General features: G+C 69.0%; 22 protein-coding genes. 16 read left to right on the top strand and 6 right to left on the bottom strand.

The genetic code is table 11. The features are described 5' to 3' along the window. Positions 1–109 precede the first annotated feature (109 nt). The 3 genes from Mth01_RS09725 to Mth01_RS09715 all read left to right on the top strand — a co-directional run bounded on the left by Mth01_RS09725 (position 110) and on the right by Mth01_RS09715 (position 1,955). On the top strand, positions 110–655 hold the full coding sequence (locus tag Mth01_RS09725; protein ID WP_204014719.1) for a hypothetical protein: 546 nt from the start codon (positions 110–112) through the stop codon (positions 653–655). 61 nt (positions 656–716) lie between these two features. Beyond that, positions 717–1,334, top strand: a complete 618-nt coding sequence (locus Mth01_RS09720; protein WP_204014716.1) for a hypothetical protein — start codon at positions 717–719, stop codon at positions 1,332–1,334. Positions 1,335–1,403: 69 nt separating this feature from the next. Beyond that, positions 1,404–1,955 carry a hypothetical protein gene (locus tag Mth01_RS09715; RefSeq protein WP_204014713.1) on the top strand — a complete coding sequence of 184 codons (552 nt, stop codon included), beginning with the start codon at positions 1,404–1,406 and terminating at the stop codon, positions 1,953–1,955. Positions 1,956–2,078: 123 nt separating this feature from the next. Here the strand turns inward: Mth01_RS09715 and tsaE are convergent, their stop codons facing one another. The 5 genes from tsaE to Mth01_RS09690 all read right to left on the bottom strand — a co-directional run bounded on the left by tsaE (position 2,079) and on the right by Mth01_RS09690 (position 6,883). Next, positions 2,079–2,591 (bottom strand): tRNA (adenosine(37)-N6)-threonylcarbamoyltransferase complex ATPase subunit type 1 TsaE, encoded by a 513-nt coding sequence (tsaE, locus tag Mth01_RS09710; RefSeq protein WP_204014710.1) that lies wholly within the window; start codon positions 2,589–2,591, stop codon positions 2,079–2,081. Next, positions 2,588–3,640, bottom strand: coding sequence for an alpha/beta fold hydrolase (locus tag Mth01_RS09705; protein WP_204014701.1), 1,053 nt, complete (start codon positions 3,638–3,640; stop codon positions 2,588–2,590). The genes tsaE and Mth01_RS09705 overlap by 4 nt, the downstream gene beginning before the upstream one ends. 24 nt (positions 3,641–3,664) lie before the next feature. Beyond that, positions 3,665–4,825 carry an alanine racemase gene (gene alr / locus Mth01_RS09700; RefSeq protein ID WP_239089503.1) on the bottom strand — a complete coding sequence of 387 codons (1,161 nt, stop codon included), beginning with the start codon at positions 4,823–4,825 and terminating at the stop codon, positions 3,665–3,667. Positions 4,826–4,912: 87 nt separating this feature from the next. After that, complete coding sequence (locus Mth01_RS09695; protein WP_204014698.1) at positions 4,913–6,475, bottom strand: NAD(P)H-hydrate dehydratase; 1,563 nt, start codon at positions 6,473–6,475, stop codon at positions 4,913–4,915. Between the two features lie 54 nt (positions 6,476–6,529). Continuing rightward, complete coding sequence (locus Mth01_RS09690; RefSeq protein WP_204014694.1) at positions 6,530–6,883, bottom strand: holo-ACP synthase; 354 nt, start codon at positions 6,881–6,883, stop codon at positions 6,530–6,532. A 76-nt stretch (positions 6,884–6,959) separates the two neighbouring features. Here Mth01_RS09690 and coaA point away from each other — a divergent pair, with 76 nt between their 5' ends. From coaA to Mth01_RS09665, 5 genes are all read left to right on the top strand, one after another. Next, positions 6,960–7,883, top strand: a complete 924-nt coding sequence (gene coaA, locus Mth01_RS09685; RefSeq protein WP_239089502.1) for a type I pantothenate kinase — start codon at positions 6,960–6,962, stop codon at positions 7,881–7,883. Between the two features lie 80 nt (positions 7,884–7,963). Next, positions 7,964–8,917 (top strand): ABC transporter ATP-binding protein, encoded by a 954-nt coding sequence (locus Mth01_RS09680; protein WP_204014688.1) that lies wholly within the window; start codon positions 7,964–7,966, stop codon positions 8,915–8,917. Continuing rightward, positions 8,914–9,783, top strand: coding sequence for an ABC transporter permease (locus Mth01_RS09675; protein ID WP_204014685.1), 870 nt, complete (start codon positions 8,914–8,916; stop codon positions 9,781–9,783). Before Mth01_RS09680 ends, Mth01_RS09675 begins: the two co-directional genes overlap by 4 nt. Next, positions 9,780–10,745, top strand: a complete 966-nt coding sequence (locus tag Mth01_RS09670; RefSeq protein WP_239089501.1) for an ABC transporter ATP-binding protein — start codon at positions 9,780–9,782, stop codon at positions 10,743–10,745. Before Mth01_RS09675 ends, Mth01_RS09670 begins: the two co-directional genes overlap by 4 nt. After that, positions 10,742–11,458, top strand: coding sequence for an ABC transporter permease (locus Mth01_RS09665; RefSeq protein ID WP_204014682.1), 717 nt, complete (start codon positions 10,742–10,744; stop codon positions 11,456–11,458). The genes Mth01_RS09670 and Mth01_RS09665 overlap by 4 nt, the downstream gene beginning before the upstream one ends. A 45-nt stretch (positions 11,459–11,503) precedes the next feature. On the opposite strand, the gene Mth01_RS09660 is transcribed toward Mth01_RS09665, so the two are convergent. Continuing rightward, positions 11,504–12,475 (bottom strand): LysR substrate-binding domain-containing protein, encoded by a 972-nt coding sequence (locus Mth01_RS09660; RefSeq protein WP_204014760.1) that lies wholly within the window; start codon positions 12,473–12,475, stop codon positions 11,504–11,506. Positions 12,476–12,718: 243 nt separating this feature from the next. Between Mth01_RS09660 and Mth01_RS09655 the strand changes: the two genes are divergently transcribed. Genes Mth01_RS09655 through dmpG form a run of 8 tightly spaced genes read left to right on the top strand, consistent with a single transcriptional unit; the run spans position 12,719 to position 19,670 of the window. Continuing rightward, a complete protein-coding gene (locus tag Mth01_RS09655) occupies positions 12,719–14,152 on the top strand; it encodes a 2-hydroxymuconic semialdehyde dehydrogenase (RefSeq protein ID WP_204014679.1) in 1,434 nt (477 codons plus the stop codon). Positions 14,153–14,160: 8 nt separating this feature from the next. Further along, positions 14,161–14,964: a 2-keto-4-pentenoate hydratase gene (locus Mth01_RS09650; RefSeq protein ID WP_239089500.1), complete on the top strand. Its 804-nt coding sequence runs from the start codon at positions 14,161–14,163 to the stop codon at positions 14,962–14,964. Next, positions 14,961–15,710, top strand: coding sequence for a 2-keto-4-pentenoate hydratase (locus Mth01_RS09645; protein WP_239089499.1), 750 nt, complete (start codon positions 14,961–14,963; stop codon positions 15,708–15,710). Before Mth01_RS09650 ends, Mth01_RS09645 begins: the two co-directional genes overlap by 4 nt. Continuing rightward, positions 15,707–16,168 carry a RidA family protein gene (locus tag Mth01_RS09640; RefSeq protein WP_204014667.1) on the top strand — a complete coding sequence of 154 codons (462 nt, stop codon included), beginning with the start codon at positions 15,707–15,709 and terminating at the stop codon, positions 16,166–16,168. The genes Mth01_RS09645 and Mth01_RS09640 overlap by 4 nt, the downstream gene beginning before the upstream one ends. Next, positions 16,165–16,707: a 3-hydroxyanthranilate 3,4-dioxygenase gene (locus tag Mth01_RS09635; RefSeq protein WP_204014664.1), complete on the top strand. Its 543-nt coding sequence runs from the start codon at positions 16,165–16,167 to the stop codon at positions 16,705–16,707. Before Mth01_RS09640 ends, Mth01_RS09635 begins: the two co-directional genes overlap by 4 nt. Further along, positions 16,704–17,708 carry an amidohydrolase family protein gene (locus tag Mth01_RS09630; RefSeq protein WP_204014661.1) on the top strand — a complete coding sequence of 335 codons (1,005 nt, stop codon included), beginning with the start codon at positions 16,704–16,706 and terminating at the stop codon, positions 17,706–17,708. Before Mth01_RS09635 ends, Mth01_RS09630 begins: the two co-directional genes overlap by 4 nt. A 43-nt stretch (positions 17,709–17,751) precedes the next feature. Next, entirely contained in the window at positions 17,752–18,660 is a 909-nt protein-coding gene (locus Mth01_RS09625; protein WP_204014658.1) for an acetaldehyde dehydrogenase (acetylating), read from the top strand. Continuing rightward, a complete protein-coding gene (gene dmpG / locus Mth01_RS09620) occupies positions 18,657–19,670 on the top strand; it encodes a 4-hydroxy-2-oxovalerate aldolase (RefSeq protein WP_204014655.1) in 1,014 nt (337 codons plus the stop codon). The genes Mth01_RS09625 and dmpG overlap by 4 nt, the downstream gene beginning before the upstream one ends. The last annotated feature ends 8 nt before the right edge of the window (positions 19,671–19,678 follow it).

Below are 19,678 nucleotides of genomic sequence, written 5' to 3'. Positions count from 1 at the left end.
TAAACCAAACTAGGTGGCGCATAGGTGGCGACAAGGGCTGATGAGGTGATATCTCATCGCTTCTCGGCCCTTGTCAGCTTGATAGTTCATCGAAATTCAGGTGACTTGCGTGAACATTTTTTCTGTCGAGAGTCAATACGACCTCATGACCGAATATGGGGCCGGCCCCGAGTTCCAGGCCCAATGGGTCGACATCGGAGATCTCCACGATGTGGCGCGGCGTCTTCAGGTCACCTCGGATACGATAGTCACCTGCGACTTCCAAACTGCCGTGAGGTCGGTTTCTCCCTTGTCCGACATGAAGCAGGTCTGGATTTCCTCACTTGCGAGTGGCTGGTCTCATATCTTTCGTCTCAGCGGTTCATTGCCGTCGCCCGTGGAGCTCAGCCTTGGTGGTCATCGTGTTTTCGAGATCACCTACTTTGCCCTAGTCGGTGAGATTGATCCACCGTTCTACGCCCACAATGGGGTGCTCGACGTGGAATTCCTCGCTGAGGATGAGTACAGCGTCCACTGCGCGAATCTGAGGTTCAACGACCGAACGCCGTTGCCAGAGGTACTGGAGCAGTATCTGGTCGTCCTGGGACGGATAACGGGACGCTTTCTCGACCGCGACTGGGTTTCATCGCAGGGGTTGCTCGCCAGCATCCCCTGATGCTGGCGGGACGTGAGCCCGGAGATGATCCGTCGTTCGGAATCGATTTTTGTGTGGGGTGGTGATTGCGGTTCTGAGGAAAGCACTTCTCGCCCTGTACCCTGCGGAATCTGGTGTACCTGTGCCTGTCTTCCCGGCTGAAAATCAACTGCGCATCCTGATCGAACACGGTCTCTATTACTCCTTCATGGCCCGATGGGTCAGCATCGAGGACGTCCATGAGGTGGCCCGGCGACTGCAAGTCGCAACGGAGACGACAGTCGCGTGTGACTTGCAGGCCGCCATGAGATCGTCCGGCGCCAGCTCCAGAAAACCGCGACGGGCTTGGATCGCCCGACTTGCTGCCAGCTGGTCTCTGGTCGTTTATCTAGACGGCTGGATGCCAGATTCGGATTCGGATCTGCTCAGCCTCGGCGGAAAGAGCGTTTTCGACGTCTCATGCATCAGCGGAATAGAAGAAATAGAAGAACTCTTCTATACGCATGACGGAGTATCCACGGGCACCATCTACGACGAAGAAGAATATCTAGTCTACTGGGATGATTTGCAATACGACCTCAAATCGACAGATGGGCAGTTGGAGGAGTATCTAACCATCTTGGGAAGAGTTGCCGGACGGTTTCTCGACCATGACTTGTTCTCCTCGCAAGGATTGCTGGTTCAACTTCCCCCTGACTGATTCAATTCAGTGAGCCGACCTCGGCGACTTTCAAATGAGTCAGCCACGCGCGAAATTCGGATATCCTCCATGCATGCATTCCCTGCCGCAAATCAACAGCGTCTCCTGTTCGAATATGGACTCCATGAATTCTTCATGGCCCAATGGGTCAGCGTCGAAGACATCAATGAGGTGGCCCGGCGACTGCAAGTCGCAACGGAGGCGACAGTCGCGTGCGACTTTCAGGTTGCCATGAGATCGTACGGTTCTAGGTCCAGAGGACCGTGGCAGGCTTGGATCGCCCGCCTTGCTCCTGGCTGGTCCATAGTTATTTACCTCAACGGCTTGATGTCATCTTCGGATCAGCTCAGTCTCGGTGGCCAGCGCGTTTTCGATGTCTCATACGTCCCTGGCATAGAAATCGAAGAACTTTTCTACACCCACGACGGGGTATGCACTGGAACCATCTACAATGAGGAAGAATACGGCACTTACTGGGAGGACCTGGCATACGATATTACATCGGAAGAAGGACAGCTAGAGGAGTATCTATGCGTCATGGGAAGAGTCGCTGGGCGATTCCTCGACCACGACCTGTTCTCCTCGCAAGGTCTACTGGTTCAGCTTTCCTCGACCGATTGAATTCAGCACGCCTTGAACACCCGCTTCGATGCGGTCTGGATCGACACGGAGGACGTGGAAGAAATCGCTGGGCGCTACCGCGCAGATCCAAGCTCCGGAATTCCTTGTGATCTCAACATAAGATCACGGGTGGGTGAGGGAGGTGGTGGACCAGCGGGGGCCGATGGGGGTGAGGCGGATCACGCGCTCCTCGGCGTCGGCGGGAACCCCCGCAGCGGGACGCTCCTCGCCCTCGAATCGCTTGATGAGGATCTCCAGGCGATCCTCCGAAAGGCCCTCGACCAGGCCCTCGCCCCACTCGACGACGGTGACGGACTCGGCCAGAGAGGCGTCCAGGTCGAGGTCGTCGATCTCCAGTGCGCCGCCGATCCGGTAGGCGTCCGCGTGCACCAGCGCGGGGCCGCCGGACAGCGACGGGTGGACTCGGGCGATCACGAAGGTCGGCGAGGTGATCGGGCCGCGTACCTTCAGCCCCTCGGCGAGGCCCTGCACGAGCGTCGTCTTGCCCGCGCCGAGCGGCCCGGCGAGCACGACGAGATCACCGGGTCCGAGCAGCGTGGCGATCCGCGCGCCCAGCGCCCGAGTCTCCTCCGCGGTCGCCGCCCGGAACTCCCGGGACTGCGGTCTGTCGGTCATCCGTTCCCCCGTTCTGCTCGCTTCAGCAGCTCGCGCAGCGCCTCGTTGACGAGGTCGGGCCGTTCGAGCTGCACCATGTGAGAGGTGTCCGGCACAGTGGTCAGCTGTGCGGTCGGTACGGCTGCCGCGATCGCCCGGCTGTGGTCGACCGGGGTCAGCCAGTCACGATCACCTACGATGATCGCGGTCGGAACCTTGTTCAGCACGTCGAGCGCGGTCAGTTTGTCATGCGACATGAGGGCCGGGTAGAAGTCGGCGATCACCTCGGAGGGGGTGCCCCGGATCATCGACTCGACGAAGTCCACCAGGGTCGGGCTCACGTTCTTCGCGTCGCCGAAGGCGAAGTGGCGCAGCGCGAGGAAGGACAGGTCGGTCCCCGCCTCGCGTCCCCGGTCGACCAGCGCGCCACGGCGGCGCATGACCGAAACGGCGGACGGGATGGCGATGTGCACCATCCTCGACACCAGGGCGGGCAGGCCAAGCGTGACCTCGGCCAGCTTCCCGGCGGAGGTGGCGATGAGCGACACCCCGCGGACCTTGTCGCCGAACAGTTCGGGCCGCCGTTCGGCCAGCGCCATGATGGTCATGCCGCCCATCGAGTGGCCGACCAGCACGCACGGCCCGGGGACCAGTTCCTGAAGGACGAGGGCGAGGTCCTCGCCGAGCCGGTCGATGGTGCAGTCGTCCGCGTGCGCCCGGGCTGAGGCGCCGTGACATCGCTGGTCCCACAGCACCAGCCGATGGGTGTCGCGCAGGTCGCGTCGCTGGTAGTGCCAGGAGTCCGACGAGAGGCAGTAACCGTGGCACAGGACGACGGTGAGGGGAGCGTCCTCGACCCCGTCGACCTCGGCCTGGATCGACACACCATCGGACGTCGTCAGCACCACCGGCTGTCCGCGCAACTCGCCGAAGGGCTCGCTCGCCTCCAGGTCGGGCCGTAGCCGGATCCGTCCGACGGCGTACCGCTTGGCAAGCGTGGCCACTGCCGCGCCCGCCGAAGCCGCGCCGACGACCGCTCCCGCGATCCCGACCTTACGACGTGTGCCCATACCTGCCCTCCTCGTAACCGCGACTCAGCGCCCGACCGAATCAACCCCGGCCGAGTGAACGCGGGGCACGCGGGAACCGATCCTCGTCACGATCTCATAAGTGATCGTGCCCAGTGAATCCGCCCAGTCCTGACATTTCGGCTCGCCGCGGTCCCCGGGCCCGAACAGGATCACCTCGTCCCCCGCATCGGCCGAGTCATCGCCGAGGTCGATGACGAACTGGTCCATGCACACCCGGCCCGCGACCCGCCGGCGCTTCCCCGCTGCTAGCACTTCGACCCGATTTGTACCAGATCGCATGATGCCGTCCGCATACCCGAGCGGAACGAGACCAAGCGTGGTCTCACGGTCCGTAACGTACAGATGACCGTAGGAAATGCCCGAACCGGCGGGCACGCGCTTCACGTTCGCCAGCCGCGCGACGAGGGTCATGGCCGGGCGGAGCCCGAAATCGCCGCGTTCGGGAACCGGGCTCAGACCGTACGTCGCGAGGCCCGGACGGACCATGTCGTACCGGGCCTGCGGGAACGTCACGGTGGCGGCCGAGTTGGCGATGTGCCGGATCACACCGCTGGACACGCCCAGTTCGTCCGCGACGGCGAGCGCCTCGTCGAATGCCACGAGCTGAAGCTTGTTGGCCGGGTGCTCCGGCGTGTCCGCACAGGCGAGGTGCGACCAGATGCCGGCGATCTCGATCGCGCCCTCGGCCTGTACCGCGAGCGCCTGCTTGACCAGCGACGGCCAGTCGGTCGCCGACGCCCCACCCCGGGACATCCCGGTGTCCACCTTGAGGTGTACGCGCACCGGGCGGCCGGTGCGGCGCGCGGCGGCGGCGATCTCGTCGATCGCCCAGGGCGCCGCGGCCGACAGTTCGATCTCCCGCAGCGCCGCCTTGTCGAGCGGCTCTCCGGGTGTGATGAGCCACGCGAGGATCGGCGCGGTCACGCCGGCCTCGCGCAATGTCAACGCCTCGGAGAGGAGCGCCGTGCCGAGTCTCGAAGCGCCGGCCTCCAGACACGCCCCCGCGATCGCGGCAGCGCCGTGGCCGTAGCCGTCGGACTTGACGATCGCCATCATCTCCGCACCCTCGGCATGTCCGGCCAGGACCCCGATGTTGTGTCGGACCGCCCCCAGGTCCACCCGTGCTTCGGCAGGGGTGACCAGGCGCGTTGTCGCAGAGTTCACTTTCCCAGTGTGGCAGGTCGGCCCGACTGAGCGGGACGCGATCGACGCCGCGACGGGCATCTCGATCCGATAACAGGGTGACCGGCATCACAGGGCGCGCAGCGCCTCGGGGAGCGCCTGCGCCACGTCGAGGGCAGCGATCGGGGCCTCGGCCCGCCCCGCCGCATCACCACGCCCCGCCGGATCACCACGCCCCGCCGGATCACCACGCCCCGCCGGATCGCCGCGCACCGCGAGGCGCGCCGCCAGTCCGTGGACGTACGCCGCGCCGGAGGCAGCGTCGTAACAGCTGAGCCCGCCCGCCAGCAACGCCCCGGCGATGCCCGCCAGCACGTCGCCGGTGCCTCCGGTGGCCAGCCACGGCGTGCCGGTGGTGTTGACCCGCACCGGCCGATCCTCCTCGGCGACCAGCGTGGTCGATCCCTTGAGCAGCACGGTCACGCCCAGTTCGGCGGCGGCCCGCCGCACGTGCTCCAGACGCCGCGCCTCGATCCGCTCCCTCGGCACGCCGAGCAGGCGAGACAGCTCACCGGCATGCGGGGTTATCAAGGTGGGACCGTCCCGGCGCAGCAGCCCCCGGTCCCGCGCGATCAGCGTCAGCCCGTCGGCGTCCACGAGCACCGGGACCTGGGCGGACAGTACGGCACGGGCCACCGCGTGCGCCTCGGCGCCGGTCCCCAGACCCGGGCCGAGCACCCACGCCTGCACGCGCCCGACCTCCTCGATGGGATCGGCTCCGAGCGGATCGGCGATGATCGTGGTGACCGCCTCCGGCCAGCGGGCCCTGACCAGACGCACCGGCTCCGCCGAGCTCACGAAGCGGACCATGCCGGCCCCGGCCCGTACGGCTCCGCCGACCGCGAGCACGGCCGCCCCTGTGTACCGGTCGCTGCCCGCCGCGATGCCCACGACCCCGCGCCGATACTTGTCGCTCTCGGCGCCCGGCCGGGGGAGCAGGTCCGCCACGTCCTCGTCGGTCGGCGCGGCGACGTCGGGGTCCGGGAGGTAAGGCCCGAGCCCGATGTCCACGAACTCCACGGCTCCGGCGAACCGCGCCCCCGGATCGATGAGCAGGCCGTTCTTGTACGCGCCGAACGTCACGGTCGCCTGGGCCCGCACCGCGGCGCCGTCAACCTCCCCGGTGCTCGCGTCCACCCCGCTCGGCACGTCCACCGCGACGACCAGGCCGGAGGCCTGCGCGGTCAGCCCGGCCAGCGTGGCGTACGGCTCGCGCAGCGCTCCGCTGCCGCCGATGCCGACGAGCCCGTCCACGACGAGGTCGGCGTCGCCGATCAGTTCACGCGCCTGCTCCAGGATCGGAACGCGCAGGTCTGTCGCCCTGCCGCCGACTGCCCGCAGTGCCGCCAGGCCGCCCTCATGCACGCGCGACCCCGCGAGGACCGCCACGACCCTGGCCCCCCTGCGGGCCAGACGGGCCCCCGCGTACAGCGCGTCACCGCCGTTGTCCCCGCTGCCGACGAGGAGGACGACGTGGGAGCCGTACACCCGGCCGCGGACCCCGGTGAGCAGTCCGGCGCAGACGGCGGCGAGCCCGGCGGCGGCCCGGCCCATCAGCGTTCCCTCGGGCAGTTTCGCCATGAGCGCCAACTCGGCGGCGCGGATCTGGTCAGAGGTGTAGGCGGTCCGCATGCGTCCGACGGTAGCCGCCCAGAACCTAGATCGCGATCACCCTGTGGACAACCGTCACCCGGACTCGGCGATCACGTAGGCGACGGCGACGCCGCCGTCGTGGGTCAGGGACACGTGCCATCGGGTGACGCCCAGGCCGTCGGCCACCTCCGCGGCCCGGCCGGTGATCCGCAGGCTCGGCCTGCCGTACTCGCCGGTGACGATCTCAGCGTCGTGGTGGCTCAGGCCCGGCGGCGCGCCGAGCGCCTTGGCGACCGCCTCCTTGGCGGCGAACCGCGCGGCCAGCGACGGCACCGCGAGCCCACTCTCGCCCCGGGTGAACACGCGGCCGCGCAGGGCAGGCGTGCGTTCCAGCACGGCGGCGAAGCGGGCCACGTCCACCACGTCCACCCCGATGCCCACGATCACGCGGCCAGCGTACGCTCATCCACAGGCTCGCACCCCCCGGCGGCCGGTGGAAGGACCGTGGGTACGCTTGGCCGACGTGGCAGGTGGGGACCCATACGTCCAGCTCAGCAGAGAGCAGTGGCGTGACCTTAGAAAGAACACGCCGCTCACGCTGACCGAGGCGGAGCTGGCCGAGCTGCGCGGCGTCGATGACCCGATCGACCTCACCGAGGTGACGGACATCTATCTGCCGCTCGCCCGGCTGCTCAATCTGCACTTCACCGGCTCCCGCCAGCGCAGCGCGGCCGTCGGGGCGTTCCTGGGCGAGTCCGCCTCGCCCCTGCCGTACGTGCTGGGCATCGCGGGAAGCGTCGCGGTCGGCAAGTCGACCACAGCCCGCCTCCTGCACACGTTGCTGGCCCGCTGGCCCGAGCATCCGCGGGTCGATCTGATCACCACCGACAGCTTCCTCCACCCCAACAAGGTGCTGGAGGAGCGCGGGATCATGCACCGCAAGGGCTTCCCCGAGAGCTACGACCGGCGGGCGCTGGTGCGCTTCGTCGCCGACGTCAAGGCCGGTCACCCCACGGTCGACGCGCCGGTCTACAGCCATCTGGAGTACGACATCGTGCCCGGCGCGGCGCAGACGGTACGTCGTCCCGACATCCTCATCGTGGAGGGTCTCAACGTCCTCCAGCCGGCGCCGCCGGCCTCGCTCGCCGTGTGCGACTACTTCGACTTCTCGATCTATGTGGACGCCCGGGTCGAGGACATCAGGAACTGGTACGTCGACCGCTTCCACAAGCTGCGCCGTACGGCTTTCTCCGACCCCAAGTCGTACTTCAACCACATCGCGGCGCTCTCCCATGACGAGGCGACCGCGTTCGCCAGGAACGTGTGGCGCGACATCAACGAACGCAACCTGATCGAGAACATCGCGCCCACCCGCGGCCGGGCCGGCCTGATCATGCGGAAGGGCTCCGACCACTCCATCCGTCACGTACGGCTCCGCCGTACCTGAAGGCACAGCCGGCTCCGCCGTACATAAGGGCTCCCGCCGAGGCCGCGCGCCGGGCCCGGTCGCTGGGTAGGGTGCGGATCATGACAGCGAGCACATGCTTCGCGACCGAGGGCCTGACCAAGCGATTTCCCCGGGTAACGGCTCTCGACGCGCTGACGGTGTCGGCGGGAACGGGGGTGACCGGCCTGGTCGGCGCCAACGGCGCGGGCAAATCGACACTGATCAAGATCCTGCTCGGCCTCGCCGCCCCGACGGCCGGCCGGGCGAGCGTGCTCGGGATGGACGCGATCACCCAGGGTCCCCAGATCCGGCGGGCCGTGGGCTACATGCCCGAGCACGACTGTCTGCCGCCCGACATGTCGGCCACCGAGTTCGTGGTCCACATGGCCCGGATGTCCGGCCTGCCGCGTACGGCGGCCCGCGAACGCGCGGCCGACACGCTGCGCCACGTCGGCCTCCAGGAGGAGCGGTACCGGCCCATCGGCGGCTACTCCACCGGCATGCGCCAGCGTGTCAAGCTCGCCCAGGCGCTCGTCCACGACCCCAAGTTGATCTTCCTCGACGAGCCGACCAACGGTCTCGACCCGCAGGGCCGCGACGAGATGCTCGCGCTGATCCGGCGCATCGGCACCGAGTTCGGCATCAGCGTGCTGGTCACCTCGCACCTGCTGGGCGAGCTCGAGCGGGTCTGCGACCACGTCATCGTGATCGACGGGGGGCGGCTGCTGCGCTCCTCGGCCATCCGCGAGTTCACCCGGACCACGCAGGCGGTGGCCATCGAGGTGGAGGACGGGCTGGAGTCCCTCGCCGAGCGCCTCGGCCGGATGGGCGAGGCGGTGGCCGTGCAGGGCAGGCTGCTGACCGTGCAGGTGCCGCCGGACGCCGACCCGGCCCGCACGTTCGACGCCGTGCGCGACGCCGTCTGCGATCTCGACCTCCATCTCGTACGGCTGGAGCAGCGCCGCGGCCGCATCGAGGATGTGTTCAAAGAGAACACAGTCAAGGACCCCGCGCCGAAGGAGCCGGCGGTATGACCTCCGAGCCGACCGCGGTCATCCACGACATCGGATACCGCCACTACGAGGGCCCGAGGCTGGGGCGCGCCAACGCCGTGTACGCCCTGGCCGTACACAGCCTGCGCGGCACGTTCGGCCTCGGCCGCCCGGCCCGCGCCAAGATCATTCCGATCCTGCTGATGGTCATCATGCTGCTGCCCGCCGCGGTGACGATCGCCGCCATGGCCATCCTGAAACGGCCGGAGCTGGGCGCGGAATACCCGACCTACGCGGTCGTCATGCAGCCGGTCATCGCGATCTTCATGGCGGCGCAGTCGCCGTACCTCGTCGCGCCCGACCTGCGGTTCCGCGTGCTGCCGCTGTACCTGTCGCGTCCCCTCGGCGTCATCGACTACGTGATCGCCAAGGTGGCGGCGCTGACGGTCGCGCTCTTCCTCCTGCTGGCCGTGCCGCTCACGGTCCTGTTCGTCGGCGAGCTGCTCGTCGACCTGCCCGGGCCACTCCACACCGGGGACTACGCCGCCGCGATGGGCGGCGCGGTCATCCTGGCCCTGCTGCTCGCCCTGATCGGCATCGCGCTGGCGTCCGTCACCCCGCGCCGCGGGCTGGGCGTGGCGTCGGTGATCGCGTTCTATCTGTTCACCTCGGCCGTCGCCGGGGTGTTCTACCTCGTCCTGTCGGCGACCGGACGGGACGACACCGCCGCCTGGGCATTGCTGATCAACCCGTTCTTCCTGGTCGAAGCCGTACAGTCCGCGCTGTTCGGCGTCGTGGCGTCGAACGGCTACCCGCCCGGCCCGGGGGCGTTCCTGATCCTGGTGGGCGCGGGTGCCCTCGCGGCGACCGGCATCCTCCTGCGCTACCGGAAGGCCGCCTCCGCATGACCATGACGACCTCTCCCACGACCACCCGGCAGGGCGTCATCGAGCTCGGCCAGGTGTCCCGCTGGTACGGCAACGTCGTAGCGGTCAACGATGTCACGATGACGATCGGCCCCGGCGTGACCGGCCTGCTCGGCCCCAACGGCGCCGGAAAGTCAACGCTGCTGCACATGATGGCGGGCTTCCTCGCCCCGTCGACCGGTACGGCCACGCTGAACGGGCAGCCGATCTGGCGCAACCACGAGATCTACCGGCTGGTCGGCCTGGTCCCCGAGAAGGAGGCCGTGTACGGCTTCCTGACCGGCTGGCAGTTCGTGCTTTCCGCCGCCCGGCTGCACCGGCTGCCGTCTCCGGCGGACGCCGCCCTGCGGGCGCTCGACCTGGTGGAGATGACCGCCGCCAAGGACCGCAGGATCGAGACCTACTCGAAGGGCATGCGACAGCGGGTCAAGGTGGCCGCCGCCCTGGTGCACGACCCGATGGTGCTGCTGCTCGACGAGCCGTTCAACGGCATGGACCCCCGGCAGCGGATGCACCTCATGGATCTGGTCCGCGACATGGGCCGGGCGGGCCGTACGATCCTGTTCAGCTCGCACATCCTCGAAGAGGTCGAGCGGGTCGCCGAGCAGATCGAGGTGCTGGTCGCCGGGCGGCACGCGGCGTCGGGCGACTACCGCGAGATCCGGCGCCGGATGACCGACCGGCCGCACCTGTTCCGCGTCAGGTCCAGCGACGACCGGCGACTGGCCGCCGCGCTGATCTCCGACTCCTCCTCCAGCGCGGTCGCCCTGACCGCGCAGGGCATCGAGGTCCAGACGGTGGACTTCCGCCGCTTCACCCGGCTGCTGCCCAAGGTCGCCCGTGACATCGGCGTCCACCTGTGGCAGCTCTCCCCCACCGACGAGGACCTGGAGAGCGTCTTCTCCTATCTGATCAGCGGCCCGACCTCTGGGGGCTCCCGATGAACGCTGTGGTGGCCGACATCACCTACCGGGCGATGCTCGGACGGAAGCGGATCTGGCTGCTGGTGCTGCTGCCGGTGGCACTGATCGGCATGGCCGCGCTGCTCAGGGCGGTCGACGGGCCGGACGAGCACACGGCCGTGATCCTGATGAAGACGTTCGCCGTCGGCACGATGCTGCCGCTGCTCGGACTGATCGCGGGAACCGGCGTGATCGCGCCGGAGATCGAGGACGGCACGATCATCCACCTGCTGGCCAAGCCGATCTCCCGGCCGGTGATCGCGGTGACGAAGTTCGCGGTGGCCGCTTCGCTGCTCGTCGTGTTCGCCGCGCTGCCGACCTTCATCGCCGCCTACCTGCTCACCGGCGCCGAATCGGGCGTCGCGTACGGTTTCACGCTCGGGGCGCTCTTCGGCGGCGTGGCCTACGCCGCGGTGTTCCTGCTGCTGGGCGTGGTCACCCGGCACGCCGTGACCGTGGGGGTCATCTACGCCCTGGTATGGGAGGGCGTGGTCGGCGGCTACGTCCCCGGGGCGCGTAAGCTCTCCATCCAGCAGTGGGCCCAGTCCGTCGCAGACCACTTCTCGACGTCGCCCTTCTTCTCCACGGACGTCACGCTCGGCTTCGCCGTACCGGCCATGGCCATCGTGACGGTCGGCGCGCTGCTGTGGGCCGGCCGGCGCCTGCGCGTCCTCTCCCTGACCGGCGACGACTAGGAAAGACGACGGGGAAATCAGTCGGTTGAGCTCCTCTCGCCGCGATCAGTGAGCCGTGCCGCCATGATCTATTCGCTGGGGTTCGTCGGGTAGTTCCCGGCGGAGCGGTTCCGCCTGCCGACGCAGATGGTCGAGCATGGCGTTGGCCGCGGGCGTGAGGGTGCGGGCTTCGGGCAGTGTCACGCCGACCGAGCGCCGTACGGAGGCGAGCGGCACCGGTAGCTCCGCGAGCCGATCGTCGGTCCTGACGAGCAGCGCGGGCAGGGCCGCGATCATGTCGGTCGCCAGAAGCAGCGAGCGGATCGTCAGAATGGATGTGCACTCGACCCGATTTTCCGGAATTGTCAGCCCCTGGCGCTGGAACACCTGCTCCAGCTCGTGTTTCAGCGCGGTCTGTTCGAGCGGGACGATCCATGGATATCGGAGTAGTTCCGGCAGGGTGCGCGCCTGTTGAGCGGGATGCCCGGCGCGGGCCACCAGCAGGGTGGGCTCGTTGTAGAGGGGGATCTGGTGGAGGCCCGGCCAGTCCTCGATGGAGTTGAGCCGACCGAGGATCAGGTCGGTCTCGCCGTCGATCAGCCGGGGAACGAGCGAGTCGAAGGTGCCCTCTTTGACGATCACCGTGATGCCCGGGCGCTCTGCCTTGAGAGCGGCGATCGAGCGGGGCAGCAGCACGTTGGTGGCGGCCAGGAGCGTGCCGATGGTGACGGTGCCGGTCTCACCGTCGGCGAGGCCGGCGATCCGGGCGCCCGCCCGGCGCAGTTCCGCCTGTACGGCGCGCGCGTGGTCGACGAGGGCGGCGCCGAAGAGGGTGGGAGTGACGCCGCGCGGGCCCCGGTGGAAGAGCTCGACCCCGAGGATCTGCTCCACCTCCCGCAGCCCACGCGTGACGGCGGGCTGCGCCAGGTGGAGATGCTCGGCGGCACGCAGGATGCCGCCCTGCTCGGCGATGGTCGTCACGAGCACCAGGTGTCTGAGTTTGAGGCGGCCGTTCAGCAGGTCCAGGGGGCGGGACATCACCGGAACATCATATGAGCCACAGAATCAGGGCTCACTTTGATATATCCGCGGGAGCGGACTGAGCGCGCCACCGATGTACACCCCCTGAGGCACGTGGGCCGTCGACGGCGTGGCTGCCCGTCGCCGCCCCGAACCGATCTGGCGCGAGCCACGTCGATGACACCATATAACAGGATCGATATATATATGGTGAATAGTGGTATTAGACTGTTATGCACGAGTGGCTGCACGATGATGGCCATGAAGCCCGCGCACTACGTCAACGGTGCCTTCACGACGACGGGAACGGCCTTTCCGCTGTTTTCACCCGTCGACGGAAGCCAGGTAGGAGCCGTTCCCGAAGCCCCGCGTGACGTCGTCGACGCGGCCGTGCGGGCAGCCCGCACGGCGCTCGCCGGCCCCTGGGGGCGTACCAGCGTCGAGGAGCGGTGCTCCATGCTCCGGCGGATCGCCGACGGCATCGAGGCCCGCTTCGACGAGTTCGTCGCAGCCGAGGTCGCCGACACCGGCAAGCCGCGCGAGTTGGCGGCCACGGTCGACATCCCGCGCGCGATCGGCAACTTCCGTTCCTACGCCGACCTCGCCTACGGCCGTCCGGAACGGGCCTACCCCACCACCGTCCCGGGATGGAGCGGCAGCGGTCAGGCGCTCAACTACACCGTCCGCCGCCCGCTCGGCGTCGTGGCGATCATCTCGCCGTGGAACCTGCCGCTGCTCCTGCTCACCTGGAAGGTCGCGCCCGCACTGGCCGCGGGCAACGCGGTCGTCGCCAAGCCGTCGGAGGAGACGCCGTCCACCGCGACCCTGCTCGCCGCGGTGATCGACGAGGCGGGGCTGCCCGCCGGCGCCTTCAACCTCGTGCACGGCCACGGCGCGAACGCGGCGGGCGAGCACCTCGCCTCCCACCCGGGCGTCGACGCGATCGCCTTCACCGGCGCGTCCGCCACCGGGACCGCCATCATGCGCGGTGCGGCCGACCACGTCACGCCGGTCTCCTTCGAACTCGGCGGCAAGAACGCCGCCCTGGTCTTCGCCGACGCCGACCTCGCCGAGGCGGTCGAGGGGACCGTCCGGTCGAGTTTCACCCACTCGGGTCAGATCTGCCTGTGCACCGAGCGTGTCTACGTGCAGCGCTCCCGCTTCGAGGAGTTCGTCGACGCCCTGGCCGAGCGCGTTCGCGCGCTGCAGGACTACGGCCCGATGATCTCGGCAGAGCACCGCGACAAGGTGCTGTCGTACTACCGCCTCGCTGTCGAGGAGGGCGCCACGGTGGTCGCCGGTGGCGGGGTGCCGAGCTTCGGCGACGAGCGTGACGGCGGGTTCTACGTCGAGCCGACCGTGCTCACCGGGCTGCCCCAGACCGCCAGAACCGTCCGCGAGGAGATCTTCGGGCCCGTCTGCCATGTGGCGCCGTTCGACGACGAGGACGAGGCGGTCCGGCTGGCCAACGACAGCCCGTACGGCCTGGCCGCCACGGTGTGGACCACCGACCTGTCCCGCGCCCACCGCGTGGCTCCGCGGGTGGAGGCCGGGATCGTGTGGGTCAACTGCTGGAATCTTCGGGATCTGCGCACCCCCTTCGGCGGTGTGAAGGCGTCCGGCATCGGACGCGAGGGTGGCGAATACTCACTCGACTTCTTCTCGGAACCCGTCAACGTGTGCGTCAAGATTTGAGGACATCCGTGACAGAAAGACACCAGGCCGCGGCGTCGCGGCTGCTGGAGGCGTACGCGTCCGGCAGCCCCTGCGAACCGGTGCGCGACCTGATCGACGGCGCGGACGCCGCCTATGCCGTACAGGACCTGATCACCCAGCGGTGGCTGTCGGAGGGGCGCCGCCTGACCGGTCGCAAGATCGGACTGACCAGCGCGGCGGTGCAGCGGCAACTGGGGGTGGACTCGCCGGACTTCGGCATGATCTTCGCCGACATGGCCGTGCCGGACGGCGAGGAGATCCCCGTCGGCGCGGTGCTGCAGCCCCGCGCCGAGGCCGAGGTCGCACTCGTGCTGGAACACGACCTGACGCACGAACGGCACACGGTCGCCGACGTGATCCGCGCGACGGCCTTCGCGCTGCCCGCGATCGAGATCGTGGGCAGTCGCATCCGCGGCTGGGACATCACCCTGGCCGACACGGTCGCGGACAACGCCTCCGCCGGCATGTACGTCCTCGGCACCCGCCCGGTGCCGCTGCGCGACGTGGACCTGCGGCTGGCCGGGATGGTCATCGAGCGGGGCGGCGAGCAGGTGTCGACCGGCGTCGGCGCGGCCTGCCTCGGGCACCCGCTCCACGCGGCGGTGTGGCTGGCCGACACGCTGGCCAGGATCGGCCGCCCGCTCCAGGCCGGAGACACCGTGCTGACCGGGGCACTCGGGCCGGTCGTCCCCGTCGCGCCCGGCGACGTGCTCGAAGCGCGCATCGACGGGCTCGGCGACGTGCGCGCGGCCTTCGCCCACGAGGCGCCCGCTCCCCAGGAGGACATGTGAACCCGCACCTGGACTCGTTCGCCGAGATCCTCGACGAGGCGGCGCTGAACCGTCGCGCGGTCCCCAGGCTCACCGACACCGCCGCGCTCGACGTGCCCTCCGCCTACGAGGTGCAGCGGGCGGTGATCGAGCGGCGCCTGGCACGCGGCGAGACTCTCATCGGCATCAAGATGGGGTTCACCAGCCGCGCCAAGATGGTCCAGATGGGCGTCGACGACGTCATCTGGGGCCTGCTCACCGACGCCATGCTGATCGAGTCCCACGTGGACACCGCCGATCTGATCCATCCGCGCATCGAGCCGGAGATCGCGTTCCTGATCGATCGGCCGGTGCGCACTCCCGCCGACGCGGTCGACGCCGTCGGCGGGATCGCGGTGGGCTATGAGGTGCTCGACTCCCGTTACGAAGGCTTCAGGTTCACCCTGTCCGACGTCATCGCGGACAACGCCTCGGCCGCCGGCTTCGGTCTCGGCCCCTGGCACAGGCCCAGGGATGTCGGCAACGTGGGCATGCTGCTGGAGATCGACGGCCGTACCGTCGCGAGTGGCTCGTCGGCGGCCATTCTCGGCGACCCGATGCGGTCGCTGGCCGCCGCCGCCCGCCTGGCGGAAGCCGCCGGGATCGAACTGCAGCCGGGGTGGGTCATCCTCGCGGGCGCCGCGACGGCGGCCATCCCGCTCCCCGCCGGCGCCCACGTCCGTGTGAGCGCCGCGGGTCTCGGCCGTGCGGAGGTGACGACACGATGAACGGCCAGACGAACGGCCAGACGAACGACCAGACGAACAACGCGCTGCTCGTCCGGGGCAAGGCCGCTCCACGCGGCAGGTTCCCCCACGTCAGGAGGGCGGGCGACTTCGTGTTCGTCTCCGGCACCAGCTCCCGCCGCCCCGACGGCTCCTTCGCCGGGGCGAGCGCGGACGCCATGGGCACGACCACGCTGGACATCCGCGAGCAGACCAGGGCGGTCATCGAGAACATCCGCGACCTGCTCGCGGCGGCGGGCGGAGACCTCACGGACGTCGTCAACGTGTCCAGCTATCTCGTCAACATGAACGACTTCGGCGGCTACAACGAGGTCTACGGAGAGTATTTCGACGAGAACGGCCCCGCCCGCACCACGGTCGCGGTCCACCAACTCCCCCACCCCCACCTGCTCATCGAGATCTCCTGCATCGCCCACATTCCGCAGAGGAGCGCCGTATGATCCCTCCCTTCAACCTTCAGAAGTGGATCGACGAGCACCAGGACATGCTCAGGCCGCCGGTCGGCAACGTGCAGATCTGGAAGGACGCCGACCTGATGGTCACCATCGTCGGCGGCCCCAACCAGCGCACCGACTTCCACGACGACCCGATCGAGGAGTTCTTCTACCAGCTCAAGGGCGACATGGTGCTGCGCGTCATGGAGGAGGAGGGCCGGCCTCCCGTCGATGTGCGGATCAGGGAGGGTGATGTCTTCCTGTTGCCGCCGCATGTCCGGCACTCCCCGCAGCGGCCGGTGCCCGGCTCGATCGGTCTGGTCGTCGAATACGCCCGTCCGCAGGGAGAAGTGGACGCCTTCGAGTGGTACTGCATGGACTGTCACCGGCTGGTCCACCGCGCCGAGATCCAGCTCCAGTCGATCGTCGATGATCTGCCCCCCGTCTTCCAGGCGTACTACGACGGCGACCGCACGTGCCCGCACTGCGGGGCGACCCATCCCGGCAAGGACTGGCCCGAGCACCTTCGGCCGGTGGTCCGATGACCCCGGCCGCCCAGGTCGCCACCCAGGTCATCGACGTCCACGCCCACGTCTTCCCGCGCATCTCCCGAGAGGAGAGCCGGATCCTCACCGGCGCCGGCGAGCCCTGGCTGCGCGACGGCATGATGATGAGCGGCGACGACGACTACCGGCCCGTCACCCCGGAGCTGTGGGACGCCGGCGCGCGCCTGGAGGCGATGGACCGCTCCGGCGTCGACGTGCAGGCCGTCTCGTCCACGCCGCTGCTGTTCGGGTACGCGGCGGAGCCGGAACGCGCCGCCGACTGGTGCGAGATGGTCAACGCCCGCATCCTCGCCTACTGCGCCGAGGCCCCCCACCGCCTGCTGCCCCTGTGTCAGGTCCCGCTGCAGGACCTGGAGACCGCCCGCACGGTGGTCACCAAGGCCAGGGCCGCCGGGCACCGGGGCGTGCACATCGGCAACCACGTGGGCCCGCGCAACCTGCATGATCCGGAGATCATCGAATTCCTCACCCACTGCGCGGATGAGGACATGCCGGTGCTCGTCCACCCGTGGGACATGCTGGCCGCCGACCGCATGACGGGGTACATGCTGCCGTGGCTGGTCGGCATGGCCGCGGAGACGCAGCTCAGCATCCTGTCGCTGACGCTGTCCGGCGCGTTCGAGAAGCTGCCCGATTCGCTGCGTCTGTGCTTCTGCCACGGCGGTGGCAGCTTCGCCTTCCTCCTCGGCCGCGCCGACAACGCCTGGCGCAACCGCGACATCGTCAGGAAGGACTCTCCCAAGCCTCCCTCGGCGTACACCGACCGCTTCTACGTCGACTCCGCGGTGTTCGACCCGCGGGCGCTGAGCCTGCTCATCGACGTGATGGGCGTCGAGCGGGTCATGCTCGGCACCGATTTCCCCTTCCCCCTCGGCGAGCAGGAGCCGGGCGCGGCCGTCCGCGCCTGCGCCGGACTCGGCGAGGCCGAGCGCGCCGCGATCCTCGGCGGCAACGCGAGGAGATTCCTGGGGCTGGCATGACCGAGGAGTTCGACCCGTTCTGCCGCGGCGAGGAGGAAACGCGATGAGCAAGGCCAAGGTCGCGATCATCGGATCGGGGAACATCGGCACCGACCTGATGTTCAAGGTGATCAGGTTGTCGAAGACCCTGGAGGTCGCGGCGATGGCCGGGATCGATCCCGGCTCCGACGGTCTGGCCAGAGCCGGACGGCTGGGCCTGGCGACGACGCACGAGGGCGTCGAAGGACTGATCGGGCTCCCGTGCTTCGATGACGTGTCCGTGGTGCTGGACGCGACGTCCGCCGGAGCGCACCGGCACAACGAGGCGGCACTGCGCCCGTACGGCAAGCGGGTGGTCGATCTGACGCCGGCGGCGATCGGCCCCTACGTCGTCCCGGCGGTCAACCTCGACAGCCACCTGTCCGAGGGCAACGTCAACATGGTCACCTGCGGCGGGCAGGCCACCGTGCCGATCGTCGCGGCCGTTTCCCACGTGGCTCCCGTGCGGTACGCCGAGATCGTGGCCTCGATCGCCTCGAAGTCGGCGGGCCCGGGCACTCGGGCCAACATCGACGAGTTCACCGAGACCACCGCGCGCGCCCTGGAGGTCGTCGGCGGCGCCCGGCGTGGCAAGGCCGTCATCGTGCTCAACCCGGCCGAGCCACCCATGATCATGCGGGACACCGTGTACTGCCTGGTCGAGGAGTGCGACCGGGCCGCCGTCACCGCGTCGGTGAAGGAGATGGTCGCGCGGGTCGCCGCGTACGTGCCGGGTTACCGGCTCAAGCAGGAGGTGCAGTTCCGTCCGGTGCGCGCCGGCGACCCCCTCGCCGACCTCGGCGGTGCGGGCCTGCTCGTCTCGGTGTTCCTGGAGGTCGAGGGCGCCGCGCACTACCTGCCCGCGTACGCCGGCAACCTGGACATCATGACGTCGGCGGCGCTGCGCGTCGCGGAGAGGCTGGCCGCCCGATGAAGCTCTACGTGCAGGACGTGACCCTGCGGGACGGCATGCACGCGATCAGGCACCGCTACACCGCCGACCAGGTCGCGGAGATCGCCGGGGCTCTCGACCGGGCGGGTGTCGCCGCGATCGAGATCGCGCACGGCGACGGGCTCGCCGGCGGCAGCGTCAACTACGGCCCGGGAGCGTGTCTCGACGAGGAGTGGATCGAGGCGGCGGCCTCGGCCATGTCGCGGGCGGTGCTGACCACGCTGCTGCTGCCCGGCATCGGCACCATCGCCGACCTGCGCCGTGCCCATGCCCTCGGTGTGCGGTCCGTGCGGGTGGCGACGCACTGCACCGAGGCCGACATCGCCGCCCAGCACATCGGAGTGGCCCGCGAACTCGGCATGGACGTCGCGGGCTTCCTCATGATGTCGCACATGGCCCCGCCCGCCGAGCTGGCGCGGCAGGCCAAGCTGATGGAGTCGTACGGCGCGTGTTGCGTGTACGTCACCGACTCCGGCGGACGGCTCACGATGGACGGCATGCGCGAGCGGGTCCACGCCTACCGCGATGTCCTCGACGCCGGCACCGAGATCGGGGTCCACGCCCACCACAACCTCGGGCTCGGCGTGGCCAACTCCGTGGTCGCCGTGGAGAACGGTGTCACCCGCGTGGACGCCTCCCTCGCCGGGATGGGCGCCGGAGCGGGCAACTGTCCCCTGGAGGCGTTCGTCGCCGTGGCCGACCTCATGGGCTGGGACCACGGCTGTGACCTCTTCCGGCTGATGGACGCGGCCGACGACCTGGTCCGCCCGCTGCAGAGCCGTCCCGTGCAGGTCGACCGGGAGACGCTCACCCTCGGCTACGCCGGGGTCTACTCCAGCTTCCTGCGCCATGCCGAGGACGCCGCCGCCCGCTACGGCCTCGACACTCGAGACATCCTCGTCGAAGTGGGCCGCCGAGGGATGGTCGGCGGGCAGGAAGACATGATCGTCGACATCGCCCTCGATCTCCAGTCGGCCAGAACTCACACGTGAAGGGAGAG

Origin of the sequence: Sphaerimonospora thailandensis, from assembly GCF_016863115.1 — a bacterium.
Lineage (GTDB): Bacteria > Actinomycetota > Actinomycetes > Streptosporangiales > Streptosporangiaceae > Sphaerimonospora > Sphaerimonospora cavernae.
Note: the sequence above shows the minus strand (reverse complement) of the source record. Positions and strands in the feature narration are given on the sequence as shown.